The organism is Pseudoalteromonas sp. MBR-15, assembly GCF_053628915.1.
This window is the reverse complement of sequence record NZ_JBRJHH010000006.1, coordinates 25,901-46,091: the sequence shown is the minus strand read 5'-3', so window position 1 is coordinate 46,091 and position 20,191 is coordinate 25,901. Positions and strand designations below refer to the sequence as shown.

Annotated in this window: 17 protein-coding genes; 2 read left to right on the top strand and 15 right to left on the bottom strand. The window is 42.2% G+C overall.

The features are described 5' to 3' along the window. Nucleotides 1-30: 30 nt before the first annotated feature. The 5 genes from ACSSVW_RS09705 to rplU all read right to left on the bottom strand — a co-directional run bounded on the left by ACSSVW_RS09705 (nucleotide 31) and on the right by rplU (nucleotide 2,948). Nucleotides 31-411, bottom strand: a complete 381-nt coding sequence (locus tag ACSSVW_RS09705; RefSeq protein ID WP_036965965.1) for a DUF3718 domain-containing protein — start codon at nucleotides 409-411, stop codon at nucleotides 31-33. A gap of 79 nt (nucleotides 412-490) precedes the next feature. After that, a complete protein-coding gene (gene folA, locus ACSSVW_RS09700; protein WP_036969051.1) occupies nucleotides 491-970 on the bottom strand; it encodes a type 3 dihydrofolate reductase in 480 nt (159 codons plus the stop codon). An 80-nt stretch (nucleotides 971-1,050) separates the two neighbouring features. After that, nucleotides 1,051-2,205, bottom strand: a complete 1,155-nt coding sequence (gene cgtA / locus ACSSVW_RS09695; RefSeq protein ID WP_036965963.1) for an Obg family GTPase CgtA — start codon at nucleotides 2,203-2,205, stop codon at nucleotides 1,051-1,053. A gap of 157 nt (nucleotides 2,206-2,362) precedes the next feature. Further along, entirely contained in the window at nucleotides 2,363-2,620 is a 258-nt protein-coding gene (gene rpmA, locus ACSSVW_RS09690; protein WP_036965960.1) for a 50S ribosomal protein L27, read from the bottom strand. A gap of 16 nt (nucleotides 2,621-2,636) precedes the next feature. Beyond that, nucleotides 2,637-2,948 (bottom strand): 50S ribosomal protein L21, encoded by a 312-nt coding sequence (gene rplU, locus ACSSVW_RS09685; RefSeq protein ID WP_036965957.1) that lies wholly within the window; start codon nucleotides 2,946-2,948, stop codon nucleotides 2,637-2,639. A 410-nt stretch (nucleotides 2,949-3,358) separates the two neighbouring features. On the opposite strand from rplU, the gene ispB reads away from it, so the two are divergent. Beyond that, on the top strand, nucleotides 3,359-4,330 hold the full coding sequence (ispB, locus tag ACSSVW_RS09680) for an octaprenyl diphosphate synthase (protein WP_036965954.1): 972 nt from the start codon (nucleotides 3,359-3,361) through the stop codon (nucleotides 4,328-4,330). A 98-nt stretch (nucleotides 4,331-4,428) separates the two neighbouring features. On the opposite strand, the gene mdh is transcribed toward ispB, so the two are convergent. Further along, complete coding sequence (mdh, locus tag ACSSVW_RS09675; RefSeq protein WP_036965950.1) at nucleotides 4,429-5,364, bottom strand: malate dehydrogenase; 936 nt, start codon at nucleotides 5,362-5,364, stop codon at nucleotides 4,429-4,431. Between the two features lie 226 nt (nucleotides 5,365-5,590). Here mdh and argR point away from each other — a divergent pair, with 226 nt between their 5' ends. Beyond that, nucleotides 5,591-6,058 (top strand): transcriptional regulator ArgR, encoded by a 468-nt coding sequence (gene argR / locus ACSSVW_RS09670; protein ID WP_036965948.1) that lies wholly within the window; start codon nucleotides 5,591-5,593, stop codon nucleotides 6,056-6,058. A gap of 2 nt (nucleotides 6,059-6,060) precedes the next feature. Here the strand turns inward: argR and ACSSVW_RS09665 are convergent, their stop codons facing one another. The 9 genes from ACSSVW_RS09665 to pdhR all read right to left on the bottom strand — a co-directional run bounded on the left by ACSSVW_RS09665 (nucleotide 6,061) and on the right by pdhR (nucleotide 19,768). Next, nucleotides 6,061-6,960, bottom strand: a complete 900-nt coding sequence (locus tag ACSSVW_RS09665; protein WP_065979651.1) for a Dyp-type peroxidase — start codon at nucleotides 6,958-6,960, stop codon at nucleotides 6,061-6,063. A gap of 64 nt (nucleotides 6,961-7,024) precedes the next feature. Then, the gene (locus tag ACSSVW_RS09660; RefSeq protein ID WP_065979650.1) at nucleotides 7,025-8,068 is read right to left on the bottom strand and encodes an ABC transporter ATP-binding protein; all 1,044 of its coding nucleotides are present in this window, start codon (nucleotides 8,066-8,068) and stop codon (nucleotides 7,025-7,027) included. Beyond that, on the bottom strand, nucleotides 8,065-9,699 hold the full coding sequence (locus tag ACSSVW_RS09655; RefSeq protein ID WP_454179232.1) for an ABC transporter permease: 1,635 nt from the start codon (nucleotides 9,697-9,699) through the stop codon (nucleotides 8,065-8,067). Before ACSSVW_RS09655 ends, ACSSVW_RS09660 begins: the two co-directional genes overlap by 4 nt. 112 nt (nucleotides 9,700-9,811) lie before the next feature. Further along, nucleotides 9,812-10,816 carry a Fe(3+) ABC transporter substrate-binding protein gene (locus tag ACSSVW_RS09650; protein ID WP_036965938.1) on the bottom strand — a complete coding sequence of 335 codons (1,005 nt, stop codon included), beginning with the start codon at nucleotides 10,814-10,816 and terminating at the stop codon, nucleotides 9,812-9,814. Nucleotides 10,817-11,787: 971 nt separating this feature from the next. Next, a complete protein-coding gene (locus ACSSVW_RS09645) occupies nucleotides 11,788-12,477 on the bottom strand; it encodes a tRNA-uridine aminocarboxypropyltransferase (RefSeq protein ID WP_118844616.1) in 690 nt (229 codons plus the stop codon). A gap of 241 nt (nucleotides 12,478-12,718) precedes the next feature. Next, nucleotides 12,719-14,143, bottom strand: coding sequence for a dihydrolipoyl dehydrogenase (gene lpdA / locus ACSSVW_RS09640; RefSeq protein ID WP_036965933.1), 1,425 nt, complete (start codon nucleotides 14,141-14,143; stop codon nucleotides 12,719-12,721). A 189-nt stretch (nucleotides 14,144-14,332) separates the two neighbouring features. Beyond that, a complete protein-coding gene (gene aceF, locus ACSSVW_RS09635; protein WP_454179231.1) occupies nucleotides 14,333-16,258 on the bottom strand; it encodes a pyruvate dehydrogenase complex dihydrolipoyllysine-residue acetyltransferase in 1,926 nt (641 codons plus the stop codon). A 9-nt stretch (nucleotides 16,259-16,267) separates the two neighbouring features. After that, nucleotides 16,268-18,934: a pyruvate dehydrogenase (acetyl-transferring), homodimeric type gene (gene aceE / locus ACSSVW_RS09630; protein ID WP_074988948.1), complete on the bottom strand. Its 2,667-nt coding sequence runs from the start codon at nucleotides 18,932-18,934 to the stop codon at nucleotides 16,268-16,270. Nucleotides 18,935-19,018: 84 nt separating this feature from the next. Beyond that, entirely contained in the window at nucleotides 19,019-19,768 is a 750-nt protein-coding gene (gene pdhR, locus ACSSVW_RS09625) for a pyruvate dehydrogenase complex transcriptional repressor PdhR (protein ID WP_036965924.1), read from the bottom strand. Between the last annotated feature and the right edge of the window lie 423 nt (nucleotides 19,769-20,191).

Sequence of the window (20,191 nt, the reverse complement as noted above, 5' to 3'; positions counted from 1 at the left end):
CGGTTTTTATAAATCTGTTTGGCTTTACTATTAAAGACCTGCGCGCTCTTTAATAGCAGCAACAACTGGCGAGCCACCAAAGCCATTAGCTTCAGCCCATGCGATGTCTGCACCGTCTTCAAATGAAGAAGATGGTAAACGCTTAACAATATACTCACCCGTATCGTTTGCACCACTCACAATTGCATGACGAAGCATGTTGTTGTCATTGCACTTAAAAGCGTCGATGATATTACGGATCTTTACGCGTGAACTTTTTAGTTTATCACGTAAACGATTCTTATCATCTGCAGCAATGTACTCACAAAGTGAAAGCGCCAACTGTTGATCGTCGGCTTTAACAGGTGCTGTGTACGCAACTGAAGCCGTAACAACTGCTGCGGCTAATAACATATTTGGTAACTTCATCATATTTTGCCCTTATGTAATACTTTTAGCTTACCAAGCTTGACTATTATTGTACCAATCAAACAATTTTATCGCAATATTGTTAAGGTTTTTTATACAAAGTAACAAAAGTATACGGGTGTGGATTATTGTTATCTGGCAGTTTCTCTTCCTGCTCGACAACTGTCCAGTTAGCAACACTTTCGTAATCTGGGAACTGCGTATCTCCCTCTACATCAAGATCAATGAAGGTTAAATAAAGTCGCTCTGCGTGAGGAAGAAACTGCTGATAAATATTTCCTCCACCGATGATCATCACTTCATCTGCCTCTTTTACTAGGGCTAGCGCCGCATCTGGAGATGTTACAACCTCAATCCCTTCCGCTTTATAATCAGCATTACGGCTAATAATTATGTTTTGACGCCCTGGTAATGGTCGACCTATAGACTCAAAGGTTTTACGTCCCATAATCACAGGTTTAGCCATAGTAACCTGTTTAAAGTGCTGTAAGTCGGCAGGCAAATGCCAAGGCATTTGATTGTCTTGACCAATAATACGATTATTTGCCATTGCAGCAATCATTGAAATTTTCACACTACACCTTTAATACTTTTTTCTTATTAATAAAAAAGGAGCGCGAGGCTCCTTTTCCGTTTTAAACTTTAACGTTGGTAGATAACTTCAACATCGTAGTCATCATCGTCCCAATCATCCCAATCGTCGTCGTCATCTTTCGACGTTGCTTTTTGATGGTATGTATCCCATTTAAATTCAACTTCTTCTTTCTCTTCTTCAGCGAATTTTTCTTTCGGCATACTATCAAGCAACGCCATGATATCGTGACAAAGTGCTTGGGTATTTTGCTTGTTTGCGGCAGAAATTCGGTAAACATTGGTTTCTTCACCCAGCTCTTCAGCTATTTGTTGGCAAAGTGCTTCAGCTTCGTCTTCTGGCAGCAAATCTATTTTATTAAACACTAACCAACGCGGCTTATCAGCAAGTTTAGGACTGTACTGATGAAGCTCATTAACAATCGCAAACGCATTGTCCACTGGGTTAGTGCCATCGACAGGCATAATATCGATGATATGTAACAGCACACGACAACGCTCTAAGTGTTTTAAGAAGCGAATACCAAGACCCGCTCCATCAGAGGCACCTTCGATTAATCCTGGAATATCGGCTATGACAAATGACTTATTAGCATCAGGACGCACAACCCCTAAATTAGGAATAAGCGTTGTAAATGGATAGTCAGCAACTTTAGGTTTAGCCGCAGATACACTGCGAATAAATGTTGATTTGCCCGCATTAGGTAACCCCAGTAAGCCTACATCAGCAAGCAACATCAGTTCTAAACGTAAATTTCTTACTTCGCCAGGCGTACCTAATGTTTTTTGGCGCGGAGCACGGTTCGTACTTGATTTAAAGCGTGCATTCCCCAAGCCATGGAAGCCTCCTTTTGCAACAACCAGTTTCTGGCCATGCATCGTTAAATCACCTAATGACTCTTCAGTATCAACATCTGTAATACGGGTTCCAACAGGTACTTTAAGGACTAAATCATTGCCCTTCTTACCGGTCATATTGCGACCGTGACCATTGGTGCCACGCTCTGCTTTATGAAAACGCTCAAACTGATAATCAATTAAGGTATTTAAGTTTTCATCGGCCTGTAGATAGACACTGCCACCATCGCCGCCATCGCCGCCATCAGGACCGCCATCCGGCACATATTTTTCACGTCGGAAAGATACGACACCGCTGCCGCCATCACCCGCGTCACAACGAATTTCCACTTCATCTACAAACTTCATGATTACTCACTTTAAGATTGGCTTGTTAATAACTGTATTATACACCTAATTATATAGCTAAGCATCTTCGTACAGTGCCGAAGATGCTTAGCTATATAATCGAGTGCCTTAAAACAAAAAACCCCGCAAAGGCGGGGTTTTTCAAATATCGAGATGATTACTCAGCTACGATATTTACGTATTTACGGTTTAAAGGACCTTTCTGTTCGAATTGAACTTTACCATCTGCTTTTGCGAAGATAGTGTGGTCTTTACCGATACCTACGTTTGCACCAGCGTGGAACTTAGTACCACGTTGACGAACAATGATGCTACCCGCTAGAACTGATTCGCCACCAAAACGCTTAACACCTAGGCGTTTGCTTTCTGAATCGCGACCGTTACGAGTACTACCAGCTGCTTTTTTATGTGCCATTTCTAAGTACCTCTAATTAAGCGCTAATGCCAGTGATTTTAACTTCAGTGAACCATTGACGATGGCCCATTTGCTTACGAGAATGCTTACGACGTCTAAATTTAACAATCTTCACTTTCTCACCGCGACCGTGTGAAACAACCTCAGCTGTCACTTTACCACCGTTTACGAACGGTACACCGATCTCGATTTTCTCACCATCAGCAACTAAAAGTACTGAATCAAATTCAACTGCTGCACCAGTTTCAACGTCTAATTTCTCAAGACGAATTGTTTGACCTTCAGTCACACGGTGCTGTTTACCACCACTTTGGAAAACCGCGTACATAATTAACTCCGTCTGTGCGCCCTCAAATCGACGCAACTAAAATATTCTTCAATAGGGCGCGAAGTTTACGCTAATGCGCAAAAACTAGCAAGCCTCTTTTTAGATAAAATGAATAAAAAATAGCTGCATTAAGGGCAATTCAATATTTTCCCTTATTTTATCCTAAAAACACCGCTTGCCAAGCGGTTTTTGCGATCTTGTGACAATTAAATGACCGAGGCAAATATAGCTAATAAATCACTCTAGAATGTTCACTTATTAAACAAGCAGATAAAATTAAGTCGCTATAATTGAGCCGAAAACAGAAACTTTAACGTGTTTTTTTATTGAATCATCACAAAATATCGAGCAAGCGCAATTTTTGATGTACAATCAGCCTCGTATACCCATAAAAATTGGCTCGGAGATCAATGGATATAAAAGCTATCCAGGCGTTAATCGAAAATGAAATGGATGACGTCAATCAACTTATACATGCCCAAATGCGCTCAGATGTCGCGTTGGTTAATCAACTTGGTTTATACATAGTTAACAGTGGTGGCAAGCGTGTTCGCCCCATGTTGGCTATTTTAGCAGCTAAAGCTTTAGGCTATGAGGGTAAAGATCACATTACCCTAGCAACCATCATTGAGTTTATTCACACAGCAACTTTGCTGCATGATGACGTGGTTGATGAGTCTAATTTGCGTCGAGGTACACCTACCGCAAACGCAGAGTTTGGCAATGCAGCCAGTGTGCTCGTGGGTGATTTTATTTACACTCGCTCATTCCAGCTTATGGTTGGGCTTGGCAAAATGCCGATCATGCAAATTTTAGCTGATGCGACCAATGTCATTGCTGAAGGTGAAGTGTTGCAGCTTATGAACTGTAATGACCCTAACACCACCGAACAAAGCTATATGCAGGTTATTTACAGCAAAACCGCCAAGCTTTTCGAAGCCGCAACGGGTCTTGCCGCTATCATTACCGAGCAAGACGAAAAAGTCCTCGACGCATTAAACCTATACGGCATGCATTTAGGAACTGCTTTTCAACTAGTAGATGATGTACTTGATTACAATGCCGATGCACAGCAACTTGGCAAAAACATTGGTGATGACTTAGCTGAAGGTAAACCTACTTTACCGCTTATTTACGCGATACAAAAAGGCACACCAGCGCAAGTAAAACTAGTTCGTGAAGCCATTGAACTAGGCAATGGTATGGATCACTTAGACAGCATTCTAGCGACGCTCGCTGATACCAAAGCCCTTGAGTTTACAATGCAAAAAGCAGAGCAAGAAGCTGATAAAGCCATTGCATGCATTGCTTTTTTACCCGACACGCCATACAAACAAGCGTTAGAAAGCTTAGCGCGGATTGCGGTCGCCCGCGATCACTAAGCGATACTTTATTCGAGCCATTAAAAAAGCCTGCAATTGCAGGCTTTTTTGTTTTAAGCGCTTCAACATGCATGTGAAGCGCTTAGCATCAATCGGGATTAACCGTTGATGAAATCAACACCTTCTTGGATGTCTTTGTTAAGTGTCGCTAGCATGTCGTTCTTAGCTTGCTCTTCGAATGCACTTAACTCACCGTAAGAAAGAATTTCTTCAACACCGTTCTTACCTAAACGTACTGGGTGTGCGAAGTAAGCAGCATCACCATTTTCAACAGCAACGTATGCGTAATCTACCACGTCTTCACCTTGTAAGCCTTTCACTAAAGACATACAAAAACGAGCCGCTGCGGCACCCATTGAAAGTGTTGCTGAACCGCCACCAGCTTTAGCATTAACAACTTCAGTACCTGCATTTTGGATACGTGGAGTAAGTGCTGCAACTTCTTCATCAGTGAAAGTAACGCCTTCAACTTGTGAAAGAAGTGGCAGAATGGTTGTACCAGAGTGACCACCAATAACAGGGACTTTAACGTCAGTTGCGCTTAAGCCTTTAAGCTCAGCTACAAACGCTTCAGAACGGATCACGTCAAGAGTCGTAATACCGAATACACGGTTAGCATCGTAAGTACCCGCTTTTTTGAATACTTCAGCAACGATTGGCACAGTGCCATTTACTGGGTTAGTGATGATACCGACTAACGCTTTAGGGCAGTTTTTAACGATGCCTTCAGCTAATGTTTTGATGATACCTGCGTTTACGTTGAAAAGGTCCGCACGGTCCATGCCCGGCTTACGTGGCATACCCGCTGGAATAAGAACGATATCACAACCTACTAATGCAGCGTCCAAGCTGTCTGCACCAAAGCCTTCAACTTTAACGTCAGTTGGGATGTGAGAAAGATCAACCGCTACACCAGGAACAACAGGGGCAACATCGTATAACGATAATTCAGAACCTGCAGGTAAACTTGTTTTTAATAATAAAGACAATGCTTGGCCGATACCGCCAGCTGCGCCTAAAACAGCAACTTTCATTGGAATTCTCCGTAATTTGAGGTAGGAAATATTTGTGGCCCTAAAGATAATGAAATTAGCGACTAAAAACAAATTTATCCTGCTTATTTCGCGTATAATTTCGACCATAGTTGTAAACTTAGCTGTAACGTGACGGTATTTGGACGACAAATGCAAACAAATACTGCATAACTATGCAGAATTGTGTAGAATTACTTCATATTTGATGAATAAAAGAAACGACAACATGCAACCACAAGACAAACAAGAAGCACTGATCAAAGCGTTTAAATCGTTATTAAAAGAAGAAAACTTTGGCTCACAAGGTGAGATTGTCGAAGCATTAAAAGACCAAGGCTTTGATAATATTAGCCAAAGTAAAGTCTCACGCATGTTGAGTAAATTTGGCGCTGTACGCACACGCAATGCAAAACAAGAAATGGTGTATTGTTTACCTGCCGAAATGGGTGTGCCAACCGCAAAGAGCCCTCTTCGTCAGCTTGTTATCGACATCATGCACAACGAAATGATGATTATTATTCGTACCAGCCCAGGGGCTGCACAGCTGATTGCCCGATTACTGGATTCATTAGGTAAGGCAGACGGTGTACTGGGTACAATTGCAGGCGACGACACTATTTTTATCGCCCCTGCAAAAATTTCTGAAATCGATGTCACGCTAGACCGTGTTAGAACATTATTCGATACAGTTTAACGTTAAAGCTGCTTCAAAAAGTTTACTGACGGGGCGAAAAATGCAGACCCCATGTCGGCTTGTGTAAAATCGAGCCAATGGTCATAACATTCGCCCTGCCCTAATCGGCTTTTGAGTACCTGTTCAAACGCATCACCTTGCGCTGCACACGACACCATTAAAATGCCCTGTTTATGAACGTCACCAAACGGCATGCTTTGATTGAGTATGAGAGGCTGACCCTTTTCATCTTTTAATTCATTTCGTACTGCATGACTCGTTTCAACAGCTGGCATTATTAACGTGTTATCAAGACGTGTACGCCCCATGATTTGCTCTTGCTCAGATAACGACAAATGTTGCCACACGCTTAGGTCATGCACAAAACGCTGCACATGAATATAACTTCCCTGATCTTCAAAATGACCCGGCTTATCAATCAGTGCGGTGCTTCGCTTTTGTCGCCCATGCGGAGTGTCTCCCGCATAAATAAAGCCATTAAAATCGCGGCCATCTAAAAAGCGAAAGTTACGAACTTGTTCCACCAGCTCAACATCAGGTGTAAATAATTTAATGATTTGTAGAGCAAAAAGGTGATTTACATCTTCACGATCAGAGCGAATTTGCACAAACAAATCGAATGGCTGCGCACTCATGACGTGCTCACTGTGCGTCACATTTGGAAAGCTTTGTAATTGGCTTGGAATAAACTCTGGCAGTATATGCGGCCAGTACTGCGCACCAAGCGCAACCACACATGACAACATGGCTTCAGAGAATTGGTCTGCAAACTCGTCTTGAATGACGCTTACGCGTTTAAGTTTTTTGCGTAATGACTCATCGTGACCATCATAAACATTAAAAAACAGGTGCAAACCGTGTAAGTTTGCTTCAGCACAAATCCCAGATTGCGCTTGCGCCATAATGAATCCTTAGCTACTCGTTATCAAACATACAGACAAGGAATTCAGGATTATAACGTTCTGTTTAATCTTCGAAAAAATTGACCGTATGTGGCATTATTTTTATTTTTACTGGTTGCTCGACCGCTAGTACACGATCATTTTCGGCAGCAACTTCTAGCTCCTGCCCAGCAATACGTACCTTATACACATAACGCGTACCGATAAAACGTCTGTTGAGTATGGCTTGACTACTTACATCGCCGTGCTCTGCCTCACATAACTTAATATGATGAGGTCGTACATACACCACACCGTGTTGACCTTGATGCTTGCTTTCGGTTAGCGAATGTATGACACCATACGTCGTTTCATATTCAGTTGGCGTTAAGACTTTTGCCGTTAAGTATATGCCCGTACCAAGAAACTCTGCAACCTCCTTTGAGTTAGGTTGGCTAAATAACTGCTCGGGAGTGCCTTGTTGCGCTATTTTTCCACCGTGCATCACCGCAAGCGTATCAGCAAAGGCAAACGCTTCTTCTTTTGAGTGCGTCACAAAAACAGCGGAAACTTGTTGGTCTTTTATAATCCGACGAATATCAGCAATTAATTCAAAACGCACTTGGGTATCAATGTTCGAAAATGGCTCATCAAGTAGTAATAAACTGGGTTTATATGCCAAAGCTCTCGCTATTGCGACACGTTGTTGCTGCCCACCGGAGAGTTGATGTGGGTATCGTTTTGCACAGCCATCTAGTTTAACCAACCTGAGCATTTCACTCACGCGCTCACGTTTTTGTGCTTTACTCATATTGCTCAAACCAAAGGCAATGTTATCGCTTACTGTTAGATGCGGAAACAAAGCGTAATCTTGAAACATCATGCCGATATTTCGTTTTTCTGGCGCAATAAAGTGATGGTTGTCATTGACCACTTGTGAGTCGATACTCATGTATCCTTGCGATGGCTGTAAAATACCTGCAATTGCTTTTAACGTGGTGGTTTTACCACACCCACTGGCGCCTAATAAACAGACTATTTCGTCTTGCTTCACATTTAGAGTAAGCTCACTCAATACCTTAGTGCCATTATATTGGTAGGCTAAGTCTTTAATTATCAAATGACTCATGAGTGATTGTGCTCCATCGAACGATTAACGAAATACAAAGGAATTAGTCCTACTAAAACAATAAACAAGGCCGAAATAGACGCTAACTCTAATTGTTCATCACTGACATACTGAAAAACATGCGTGGCCAAAGTTTCAAAGTTAAATGGACGCAAGAGCAATGCGGCGGGTAGCTCTTTCATACATTCAATAAATACCAATAATCCTGCGGTTAATATACCGCGTTTTAGCAAGGGTAAATGAACTTTATACAGGGTTGTAAAAGGCCCTTTGCCCATTGATTGACTCGCCATATCGAGTGAGGGGCTGATACGTAAGAAACTACTTTCAAGCGCTCCATGCGCAATTGCATAGAAACGCACTATATAAGCAAAAACCATCGCAAATAGAGTACCACTTAATACTAGGCCTAACGAAAAACCGTGCGGCTCTAACCATGCATTCAGTAAGTCATCAAGCTGCGTTAAAGGCAGTAAAACGGCGATAGCAAGCACCGTGCCTGGTAGTGCGTACCCTGTACTCGCTAGACGTCCAGGAATAAGGGGGTAACGGTCTTTACTTATGCGTTGATAAAACAGCACACATAAGCTCAGTATAATAGTCGCCAGACTCACGACGACAGCAACCTTGAGGCTTTGCCATGCATAATTTAAAAATGCACCATTCCACGCATCTTCCGCATACACAATAGCGTACTTCACAAGCACTGCCACGGGTAATAAAAACGCCAGCACCAAAGTAAGGCTACAGGCTATTGTTGCCCCCCAGGCTGCGCTGCCTTTTAAGCTGTATAACGTCGCACTATTAACACTTGATTGGCGCTCATACACGGCTTGGTTTCTTCGGCTGTAGCGCTCAAGCATCAGGGTTAAGAATAAAATGAGCAGCATAATACCAGAAATTTTTGCAGCCGCAGTGAGAGAGTAATACCCCAACCAGGTATCGTAAACGGCGGTCGTCAATGTACTCACAGCAAAATAGTTCACTGTTGCAAAGTCAGCCATCGCCTCCATGCTAATTAAGGTAATACCCGCCACAATAGCGCCGCGGCCAAGTGGCAAGCTTACTCGTAAGAAGCTTTGCAAAGGTGACAGCCCCATTAACTGGCTGGCTTGCACAAGTTTAAATGATTGCTCTCTCAGTGCTGTTTTGAAAATTAAATACAGGTAGGGATACAACACAAGGGCAATCATCACAATTGCTCCTGTTAAGGTACGAATATCGAAAAACCAATAGTCATCCGGCGATTGCCAACCAAACCAATCACGTAGCGCAATTTGTACGGGACCTGCATAATCGAGTAAGTCCGTGTAAACATAAGCAATTAAGTAGGTCGGCATGGCAAGTGGCAGCATGAGCGCCCACTCAAATTGCTTTCGCCCCGGAAACTCACAATACGCAGTCAACCACGCTAATGGCAGCGCGATGAGGCAACTTAAAAGCCCGACTCCAGCAATCAAGAATAGAGTATTGCGGGTGTAATCCCACAACACAGTATCAAACAAGTGCTGAAACACATCTGAGCCTCCTTGCAGAGACTCCACTAATAAAAAGCCAAGAGGTGTTACAAGCAATAACCCGATAAACCAAGCTATTAACTGCCAGCGAGACAACGAAAACTTCACATGCATACGAGGCTGTTATTCCTTAATTAATAACAGGGCGATATAAAACAAAAGCTGTTTAAGCAATGCCGCTTAAACAGCTTTTTCAAATTTTTAAGCTGGAATAACGCTTTGTGCGTTATAAATCAAACTTCACTTCATCAATTAGCTTAAGTGCCACAGGGCGATATTTGCTAATTTCATCAAGCGACAAAGTATCTTCTTTAAATTTGCCCCATGATGCCACCATATCAGATAAAGCAACCCCTTGTTTTACTGGGTACTCCATATTGACTGAGGCATACATATTTTGCGCTTTATTGTCAGTCATATACTCAATCAGTTTCAAGGCATTTTCAGGGTTTTTGGCATATTTCGTCATCACCACCCCCGATACATTAATATGTGAGCCTCGGTTTGTTTGATTAGGGAAGTTAATATGCACCGCTTCAGCCCATGACTTTTGCTGCTCATCCTGCAACATTTTACCAAAGTAATAACTATTACCTAAGGCAATATCACACAGCCCTTCTTTTACCGCTTTAACTTGTGCACGGTCGTTGCCTTGTGGTTTACGAGCTAAATTTGATTTTACGCCTTCAAGCCATTCTTTTGTTTTTACTTCACCGTGATGCGCCACCATAGACGCTACTAGGCCTAAGTTATAAGGGTGCTTACCAGGGCGCGTACATAATTTACCTTTGTATTTTGGATCGGCTAAGTCTTCATAACTCAGTGTGGGTAACGCGCCAACTCGCTCTTTTGCTGAGTAGACATTGCGCACTCGTTTAGTAAGTGCAATCCACTGCCCTTGTTCATCACGAAAAGTACTGGGGACATTTGCATTAACAATATCACTGTTAATTGATTGCGTTAAACCAAGCTCTTCTAACTGTACAAGCGCACTAAAATTTGACGTCAAAACGAGATCAGCCTTGCTATGCTTACCTTCGCGCTTTACGCGTTCAATCAGGCCCTTTTTAGCAAAAACAACATTGGTTTTTATGCCCGTTTGCTGAGTGAAATCATCTAAAATTGGTTGAATTAAAAAAGGTTGTCGGAATGAATATATATTAACGACATCCGCTGAAAGTGCAGGTGTGCTTAGTAAAGCCGTGAATAAGACTAACGCTGTTTTTTTCATTATTTAACACCTAAATAAAAACAATTCTCAAAATATTTTACCTACACTTAAGGCAAAGTGCACCTGTTAATAGTCATAAAACAATCATGTTAGCTGCCATTTAGGAAGTTACTTGTGAGAGATATCTTACCTACATGGCAGCTATTGAGTAAAAGCAGACAGCAAAAACCACATAAAAACCCATAACAAACTGAAAATAAACAATTTAATTAAAATGACAATAAAATGACCGCTATTTTAAGCACGATTTTGACCTACTCGCGCTTGGCAATTTCTCTATAATTAACTTATCAGCTAAGCATGAAGCTTTATGAGTAGATGGATAGGGAAGCATTACTCATATCAAACCTCGGATAAGGTTCATTAGGATAGTAAGGATATTAGGACAGGCTCAGGAAGAGTAACGCAAGGGAATGACAGCTTATGGACAGCATCAGGATGATGTGAAATGGAATAACAACAGGGTGTTGTTATACAGGAGTTCAAAAAGTGGAATAAAGGACAGGTCGTAAGGACAACGCAAGGGAATTGCTAATAAAGGGATAGCATCACGATGATGCGTAATGGAAAGGTAAAGTATTTACCAGCACGGATGTAAAGGAATGGACAGGATATAGACCCGGAGAGTCTTTATTACACAGAACAACTAAGTACAGTGTAATGGCATGGATTTGCAAAGTTTATGGAGTTGATTAGATTCAATTGCAGGATGCAGAAAATTAAGAAGATTCCGCAAGCGCGACTAGAGATAGTTCGCGCTTTTCTTTTGCATACTACCTACCCGCAATAATACTCAATCATTTTGAAGGATTAAAAGCTGACGTAAACAACGTTAAAAGTTTCTCATTTAATAAAACCTAATCACAAAACTGATACCTTGTTACCGACGCGCTTTTTTACCTCTGACTTTTATTGCCTCAACTTTTATTGCCTCAAAATAGAGCGCTCAATAAATCAAATTGATACAAGAATTACTCTGGGCGACCTTTGTTTCTTTTACCAAGCAAATAGGCATCTCTAAAGTTAATAAAGTGCTCTTCTAGCCTGCTGGTTGCTTCTTCTTCACCGGCAAGTGCCAAAACCATAATAGCGACTTCAGCCGTTCCTAGCTGGTGTTCATGGGGAGCGACACGTAAACGATAATCAGACAACTTTTCAGGCGTGATAGACAGCACGGGTAAGTGATCTAAGTAGGGACTTTTACGGATCATCTTTTTAGCTTCACGCCAAGTGCCATCTAAAAAGATAAAAAGCGGACGCTTGCCTTGTTCAGGTATCACCTCGGTAATCACACGGTTTTCGTCCTCAACATCACTGGCAGGAAAAATAACCATCGGCTGATACTGAGGATCGGCCAATAAACTTAGAAGCGCGGCATCAGGGTTTGTTCGATCCCATTTAAATGCGTGGTTATCGGGAATGATTTCGGCAATTAAGCGCCCTGTATTAGAGGGTTTAAAACTCTCGTTATGATACATCAATAGGCATACAGCGGCTTCACATTCAGCCTGTTGAACACCTTCACAAATGCAGTAGTGTTCTGCTAATAAGCACCTTTCGCAGCGTGTGAGTTTTGCTCCTCGGGCTTTAAATTCTCGGCGAGATTCGCCCAATTGTTTAGCACGAAGTACCAAGACGGAGTTATTTGAGATAGTAGCCACTGTGTTTACCAGAAAATTGAACGGCGCGTATTGTAGCTAAAAATAGCAGGAATAGAAATCAATGCGAGTGGTTAGTGGTTAGTGGTTAGTGGTTAGAAAATGAACCATTAACTTTAAGTAAGCTTTTTTATGTGTGTGATCTGACGTCTAATTTCTAACCTCTAAATTCTAATTCCTAATCCCTAGAAATAACAAAAAACCCAGCCGGAGCTGGGTTTTTAAAACGATTAGTCAAAAGAACTTACTTCTTTTTAACTGCTTTTTTGTTTGGAAGGTCAGTAATTGAACCTTCGAAGATTTCAGCAGCTAGACCGATTGATTCGTTTAGCGTTGGGTGAGCGTGAATAGTTAACGCAAGGTCTTCACCGTCTGCGCCCATTTCAACTGCTAAGCCGATTTCGCCTAGCATCTCACCAGCATTGATACCAACCATAGCACCACCGATAACACGACCAGAGTCTTTATCGAAGATAAGCTTAGTTTGACCTTCAGTACGTGCTGAAGCGATTGCACGACCAGACGCAGCCCATGGGAATACAGCTGTTTCGATGCTTAAACCTTGCTCTTTCGCTTCTTTTTCAGTTACGCCAACCCATGCAATTTCTGGATCTGTGTAAGCGATTGAAGGGATACACTTAGGATCGAAGTAGTGCTTCTGACCAGAGATAACTTCTGCCGCAACGTGTGCTTCATGAACCGCTTTGTGCGCAAGCATTGGTTGACCAACGATATCACCGATAGCGAAGATGTGATCAACGTTTGTTTTAAGTTGCTTATCAACATTAATGAAGCCACGCTCATCAACGTTAACGCCCGCTTTATCTGCATCAAGTAGTTTACCGTTTGGAGTACGGCCAACAGCAACAAGTACTTTGTCGTAACGTACAGGCTCAGCAGGTGCGTTTTTACCTTCAAATGTTACATATAAACCGTCGTCTTTTGCTTCAACGCCAGTTACTTTAGTAGATAGCATTACGTTAAACTTGTTCTTAACGTATTTTTGGTAAATCTTGATAACGTCTTTATCTGCAGCGGGTACTAATTGATCAGCAAACTCAACAACGTCGATTTCAGAACCCAGTGCACGGTACACTGTACCCATTTCAAGACCAATGATACCACCACCTAGTACAAGTAGTTTCTCAGGAACGTCTTTAAGCTCAAGCGCACCAGTCGAATCAATTACACGGTCATCTTCAGGGATGAAAGGTAGATTTACTGGTTGTGAACCTGCAGCAATAATAGCATTGTCGAATGTGATTGTTGTAGTACCTTCTTCACCTTCAACAGCCAGGGTGTTGCTACCAGTGAATTTACCGTAACCATAAACCACTTTCACTTTACGCATTTTAGCCATGCCGTCTAGGCCGCCAGTTAACTGACCGATTACAGACTCTTTCCAATCACGGATTTTGTCTAGGTCAATTTCAGGCTTACCAAAAGTAACGCCGTGAGATGACATTTCTGCTGCGTCATCAATCACTTTAGCTACGTGTAAAAGTGCTTTTGAAGGAATACAACCCACGTTTAGACATACACCGCCTAATGTGTTGCGAGACTCTACCAATGTGACTTCTAAGCCCAAGTCAGCAGCACGGAAAGCTGCAGAATAACCACCAGGACCACCGCCTAGTACAACAACTTGAGTTTTTAATTCGTTGCTCATGCTATTACCTTAAATGTTTGAACGGGAACACTGCCCCTAAGTTAAACTGCCATGTTTCTGCAAGGCAGAAAGTGAGAGCAGATATCTATACAAAGATTGTTCTATGGCAAAGATTGTATCATTGCCAATGGTAAAAATCCCAGCAAAAAACACCTTGCTGGGATTTGATTCTTATAAATTATGACGCGATTACATTACCAATTGGCGAATATCGCTCATATAGCTTGCTAGCGTCACAGTAAAGCGTGCTGCTAGTGCACCGTCAATAACCCTATGGTCGTATGACATTGATAATGGAACCATTAACTTAGGTTCAAACTCTTTGCCATTCCATTTAGGTTTCATCTCCGATTTAGAGACACCTAAAATAGCCACTTCTGGTGCATTTACGATAGGCGTGAATGCGGTACCACCGATACCACCAAGGCTTGAAATTGTAAAACAACCGCCTTGCATGTCAGATGACGTTAGTTTGCCATCACGCGCCTTAGCCGACACGTCCATTAGCTCGCGAGAAAGCTCAATGATGCCTTTCTTATCAACATCTTTGAATACTGGCACAACCAAACCATTAGGTGTATCGACTGCAACACCAATGTTGATGTATTTCTTCAAGATTAAACTTTCACCGTCTTCAGACAACGAAGAGTTAAATGTCGGGAACTCAGCCAGAGCTTTCGCTGCTGCTTTCATGACAAACACAAGTGGCGTGATTTTAACACCCAGCTTTTTCTTCTCAGCCAGTGCATTTTGCTCTTTGCGGAATACTTCAAGACTGGTGATATCAGCTTCATCAAACTGTGTAACGTGTGGGATTTGCACCCAGTTACGGTGTAAGTTAGCACCTGACAGTTTTTGAATACGTGATAATTTTTTCTCTTCAATCTCACCAAACTTGCTAAAGTCAACTTTTGGCCATGGAATAAGACCCAGCTCACCACCGCCTGTATTGCCTTTGCCTGTATTGCCTTTGCCTGTATTGCCTTTGCCTGCATTGCCAGATTCAACTTGCTTCACAAGTTCTTTAACGTAGTTTTGCACGTCTTCTTTAACAACACGATTTTTACGACCCGTGCCTTTAACGTTTGCTAAGTTAATACCAAACTCACGCGCTAAACGACGAACAACTGGCGATGCATGTGCATACGCGTTGTTATCGGCAAACTCTTCTTTGCTAGCTTGTGCTGAAGCTGGCTTAGCCGCAGGGGCTGCCTCTGCTTTTGCTGCTGGCGCAGGTGCCGACTCTGTTTTCGCTTTAGGCGCTGATGCTTTTGCACTGCCCGCAACTTCAAATACAAAGATAAGAGAACCTGTTGAAACTTTATCGCCTGCAGCAACTTTGATTTCTTTAACCGTACCAGCAAAGGGGGCTGGTACTTCCATTGAAGCCTTATCACCTTCAACGTTTAAGATTGATTGATCTTCTGACACGCTATCGCCAACAGCAACCATAACTTCGGTTACTTCAACTTCATCACCACCGATATCAGGCACGTTAACTTCTTTTGTGCTTGATGCAGTGTCAGCGGGCGCTTCGTCAGCAGGTGCAGACTCTGCTGTCGGAGCGTCAGAATCACTAGATGCTGTTTCGAAAACAAAGATTAAAGAGCCTGTTTTAACTTTATCGCCTGTCGCGATTTTGATCTCTTTAACGGTACCCGCAAATGGTGCAGGTACTTCCATTGACGCTTTGTCACCTTCAACGCTTAATAAAGATTGCTCTTCTTCAACCGTATCACCAACAGCAACCATGATGTCAGTCACTTCAACTTCGTCGTCACCGATATCTGGTACCGTTACGTCTTGCGTCGCTGAACCTGAAGATTGCTTAGCAGGCTCTGGCTTTGATTCTTCTTTTGCTTCAGAAGATGCAGAAGCTTGCTCTTCACCTTCGAAGATCATAATAAGTGAACCCGTCGTAACAGTGTCACCTTCGGCTACTTTAATTTCTTTAACCGTTCCTGCTTGTGCAGCAGGAACTTCCATTGATGCTTTATCGCCTTCAACCGTTAATAACGACTGATCAACCTCAACCTTATCACCAACGCTAACAAGGATTTCGGTTACTTCAACGTCATCGCCACCGATATCTGGTACTTTAATTTCAATACTCATTGGAACCTCTTATGCGTATAGCGGGTTAACTTTATTAGTGTCGATGTCGAACTTCTTGATTGCTTCTGCAACCACAGACTTCTCAACTTCACCACGTTTAGCAAGTTCAGATAATGTTGCAACAACAACATAGCCTGCATTAACTTCAAAGTGACGACGTAAATTTTCACGACTATCAGAACGACCAAAACCGTCTGTACCAAGTACTTTGTAGTTACTGCTTGGTACGAATGAACGAACTTGCTCTGCGTAGTTCTTCATGTAATCCGTTGCAGCAACTGTTACAGCGTCTGACAATGCTTCAGTGATGTAAGCAGTCTTTTGCTCTGCATCTGGGTTAAGCATATTGAAACGCTCAACATCTTGACCATCACGTGTTAATTCATTGAATGAAGTCACTGAGAATACATCTGAACCAATACCGTACTCTTCACTTAAGATTTGGGCAGCTTTACGTACTTCAATCATGATAGTACCCGAGCTTAGCAACTGTACTTTCGCTTTATCGCCAGCCACGGTTTCAAGCTTATAGATACCTTTACGAATACCTTCTTCAGCGCCTTCTGGCATTGCTGGTTGATGGTAGTTTTCGTTCATCAGTGTTAGGTAATAGAACACGTTCTCTTGATCTTCACCGTACATACGACGAATACCGTCTTGCATAATAACTGCAACTTCGTAAGCGTAAGTTGGGTCATAAGAAATACAGTTAGGCACTGTGTTAGCAAGAATATGGCTGTGACCATCTTCGTGCTGCAAACCTTCACCATTTAACGTTGTACGACCTGCAGTGGCACCTAATAAGAAACCACGTGCTTGTTGGTCACCCGCCATCCATGCCATATCACCAACACGTTGGAAACCAAACATAGAATAGTAGATATAGAATGGGATCATAGGTAAATCGTTGGTGCTGTATGATGTTGCAGCAGCAACCCATGACGACATTGCACCTAACTCATTGATACCTTCTTGTAATACTTGACCTGATGTAGCTTCTTTGTAGTAAGAAACGATGTCACGGTCTTGAGGCGTGTAATTTTGGCCATGTGGGTTATAAATACCGATTTGACGGAATAAACCTTCCATACCAAATGTACGTGCTTCGTCAGCAATGATAGGCACAATATTTTTGCCAATACCTTTGTCTTTAAGCAACACATTAAGTGCACGAACAAAGCCCATTGTTGTAGAAATGTCGCGCTTTTGCTCTTCAAGTAATGGTTTAAATGCCTCTACTTCTGGTAAGACTAACTTTTCAGAGAATTTAGCAATACGCTTCGGTGTGTAACCTTGAAGTGCTTCACGGCGAGCGTGTAAGTATTTGTACTCTTCTGAGCCTTCTTCAAGTGTTAAGTATGGAAGATCAGCTAATTGATCATCTGACACAAGATCTTGTAAACCAAGACGCGAACGTAAGTGTGCTACGTGTGTCATGTCCATTTTCTTAACTTGGTGTGCGATGTTTTTACCTTCAGCCGCTTCACCCATGCCGTAACCTTTAACCGTTTTCGCTAAGATAACAGTTGGACGGTCTTTCGTTTCTTCTGCTTTTTTGAATGCTGCGTAAAGCTTTGATGGCTCATGACCACCACGCTTAAGTGCGAAGATTTCTTCGTCTGTCATATCAGCAACAAGTGCTGCTGTTTCGGGATAACGACCAAAGAAGTGCTCACGCACGTAGGCACCGTCTTTTGCTTTATATGTTTGGTAGTCACCGTCAATAGTTTCGTTCATTAACTGTAGTAACTTACCGGTTGTATCTTTAGCAAGTAAGATATCCCAACCGCTGCCCCATACAACTTTAATCACGTTCCAGCCTGCACCTTTAAATAGGCCTTCAAGCTCTTGAATGATTTTACCATTACCCATTACTGGGCCATCTAAACGCTGTAAGTTACAGTTGATTAGGTAACATAGGTTATCTAATTTTTCACGTGCAGCGAATGAGATTGCACCACGTGATTCTGGCTCATCCATCTCACCATCGCCTAAGAAAGCATATACGCGTTGGTTTTTAGTGTCTTTTAAGCCGCGACCATCTAAGTACTTTAAGAAACGCGCTTGGTAAATTGAAGCAATTGGACCCAGACCCATCGATACCGTAGGGAACTGCCAGAATTCAGGCATTAATTTCGGGTGTGGGTACGAAGGAAGACCTTTACCATCAACTTCTTGACGGAAGTTATCAAGCTGCTCAGCTGTTAAACGACCCTCAACGAATGCACGCGCATAGATACCTGGAGAAATATGACCTTGATAATAAACTAAGTCACCGCCGTCTACATCGTTTGGCGCTTTAAAGAAGTGATTAAAACAAACTTCATAAAAAGCCGCTGAAGACTGGTAAGACGCCATATGGCCGCCTAAGTCGAGATCTTTTTTCGACGCGCGTAATACGATCATAATCGCATTCCAACGAATGATTGAACGAATACGACGCTCAACATTCACATCACCTGGGTAGGCTGGTTCTTGATCTACTGGAATGGTATTAACGTAGTTAGTAGTTGTGCCAGTAGGCATATCAACACCGTCTAAACGGGCTTGCTCTAACACTTGCTCAAGTAAGAATTGAGCACGTTCTACACCTTCTTCACGCACAACAGACTCAAGGGCTTGTAACCACTCTTGTGTTTCTAGCGCGTCTACGTCAATTTTATTGACTTCAGACATATGGAGGTTTCCTTATGTTTAAAATACTAATTATTTTAATAAATCTTAAATTAAGTAGTTAACTAAACTTAGCTAATCACTTGCTTAATGTTGTTTGGTGCGTCTTAAACTACGTTCAATCCGCGAATGCTCTTTGCCAGCCTCAAGTAAGGCTTCTTCGATAAAGGCCAAGTGAGCATTACTAGCAAGGCGTGCTTGCTCTGGGTTTCCTTCAATAACCGCATCCATTAACAGTCGTCTATGCTCTGCGAGCTGCTGGCTGATTTGCGGCTTTTTTAACAGTACAGTTAAATTTTGTAATACATTTTGCTCAAGCAATGCTTGCATACCACGCACTAAGTGCAGCAACACGACATTATGAGACGCTTCAGCTACGCTGAAATGAAATGCATTAATTGCTTTTGCTTTTTGCACAATGTCATCATTTACAAGCGCAATATTGTCAAAGCTTTGTTTTACTTTTTTAAAATCATTCGTCGTACCACGCATTGCAGCATAATAAGCTGCGATTCCCTCAAGAGCATGACGAAATTCAAGTAAATCAAATTGTGATTCAGGATGTTTACTTATCAAATCAAAGAGTGGATCAGTAAGCCCCTCTTCAAGCTGATTTTTTACAAACGTGCCACCCCCTTGACGACGCGTGACTAAGCCTTTAGCTTCCAGCTTTTGAATCGCCTCTCGAAGTGATGGACGCGATACTTCAAACTGTTTCGCTAACTCACGTTCAGGAGGTAATTTTTCGCCTGGCGCTAACGACCCCTCAAGAATCATATTCTCAAGTTGTTGTAAAATTACATCAGATAATTTTGCTGCTTTTATCTTTAAAGACATTTATCAACGTCCGCGTTGTTTCGGCCAAGCCCGCTAAACACAGGGTTTTTAGCCATAAGACTCAACCAAAAGGTAAATTGGTCATACCAAATTTGTAGCATACGTTATCAAAAACCGGTATTTCTGTCAATTTCACTGCGCTCAGCGCCAACTGACACGGTACTCCATTTTGCATAAAGATTAAACAGTATGGAAGAAAGTCGCTATTTCGGAAGAAGAAAACAATAAAAAATAAATGGTCAGACCAGATTAACAAGCACGCTCTTAGAAGTCAGCTATTCGATGTTAGCTGATTTGAGTGGCTTTGTAGAAAGGCAAAGTAGAAAGCATTACAGTGCTGAAAAATCAAAACTCAAACGACGTACATTAACAGAATGATTCATGACTGAAATCATTCCTACAAGCTTTACTCTTGCAGCTCGC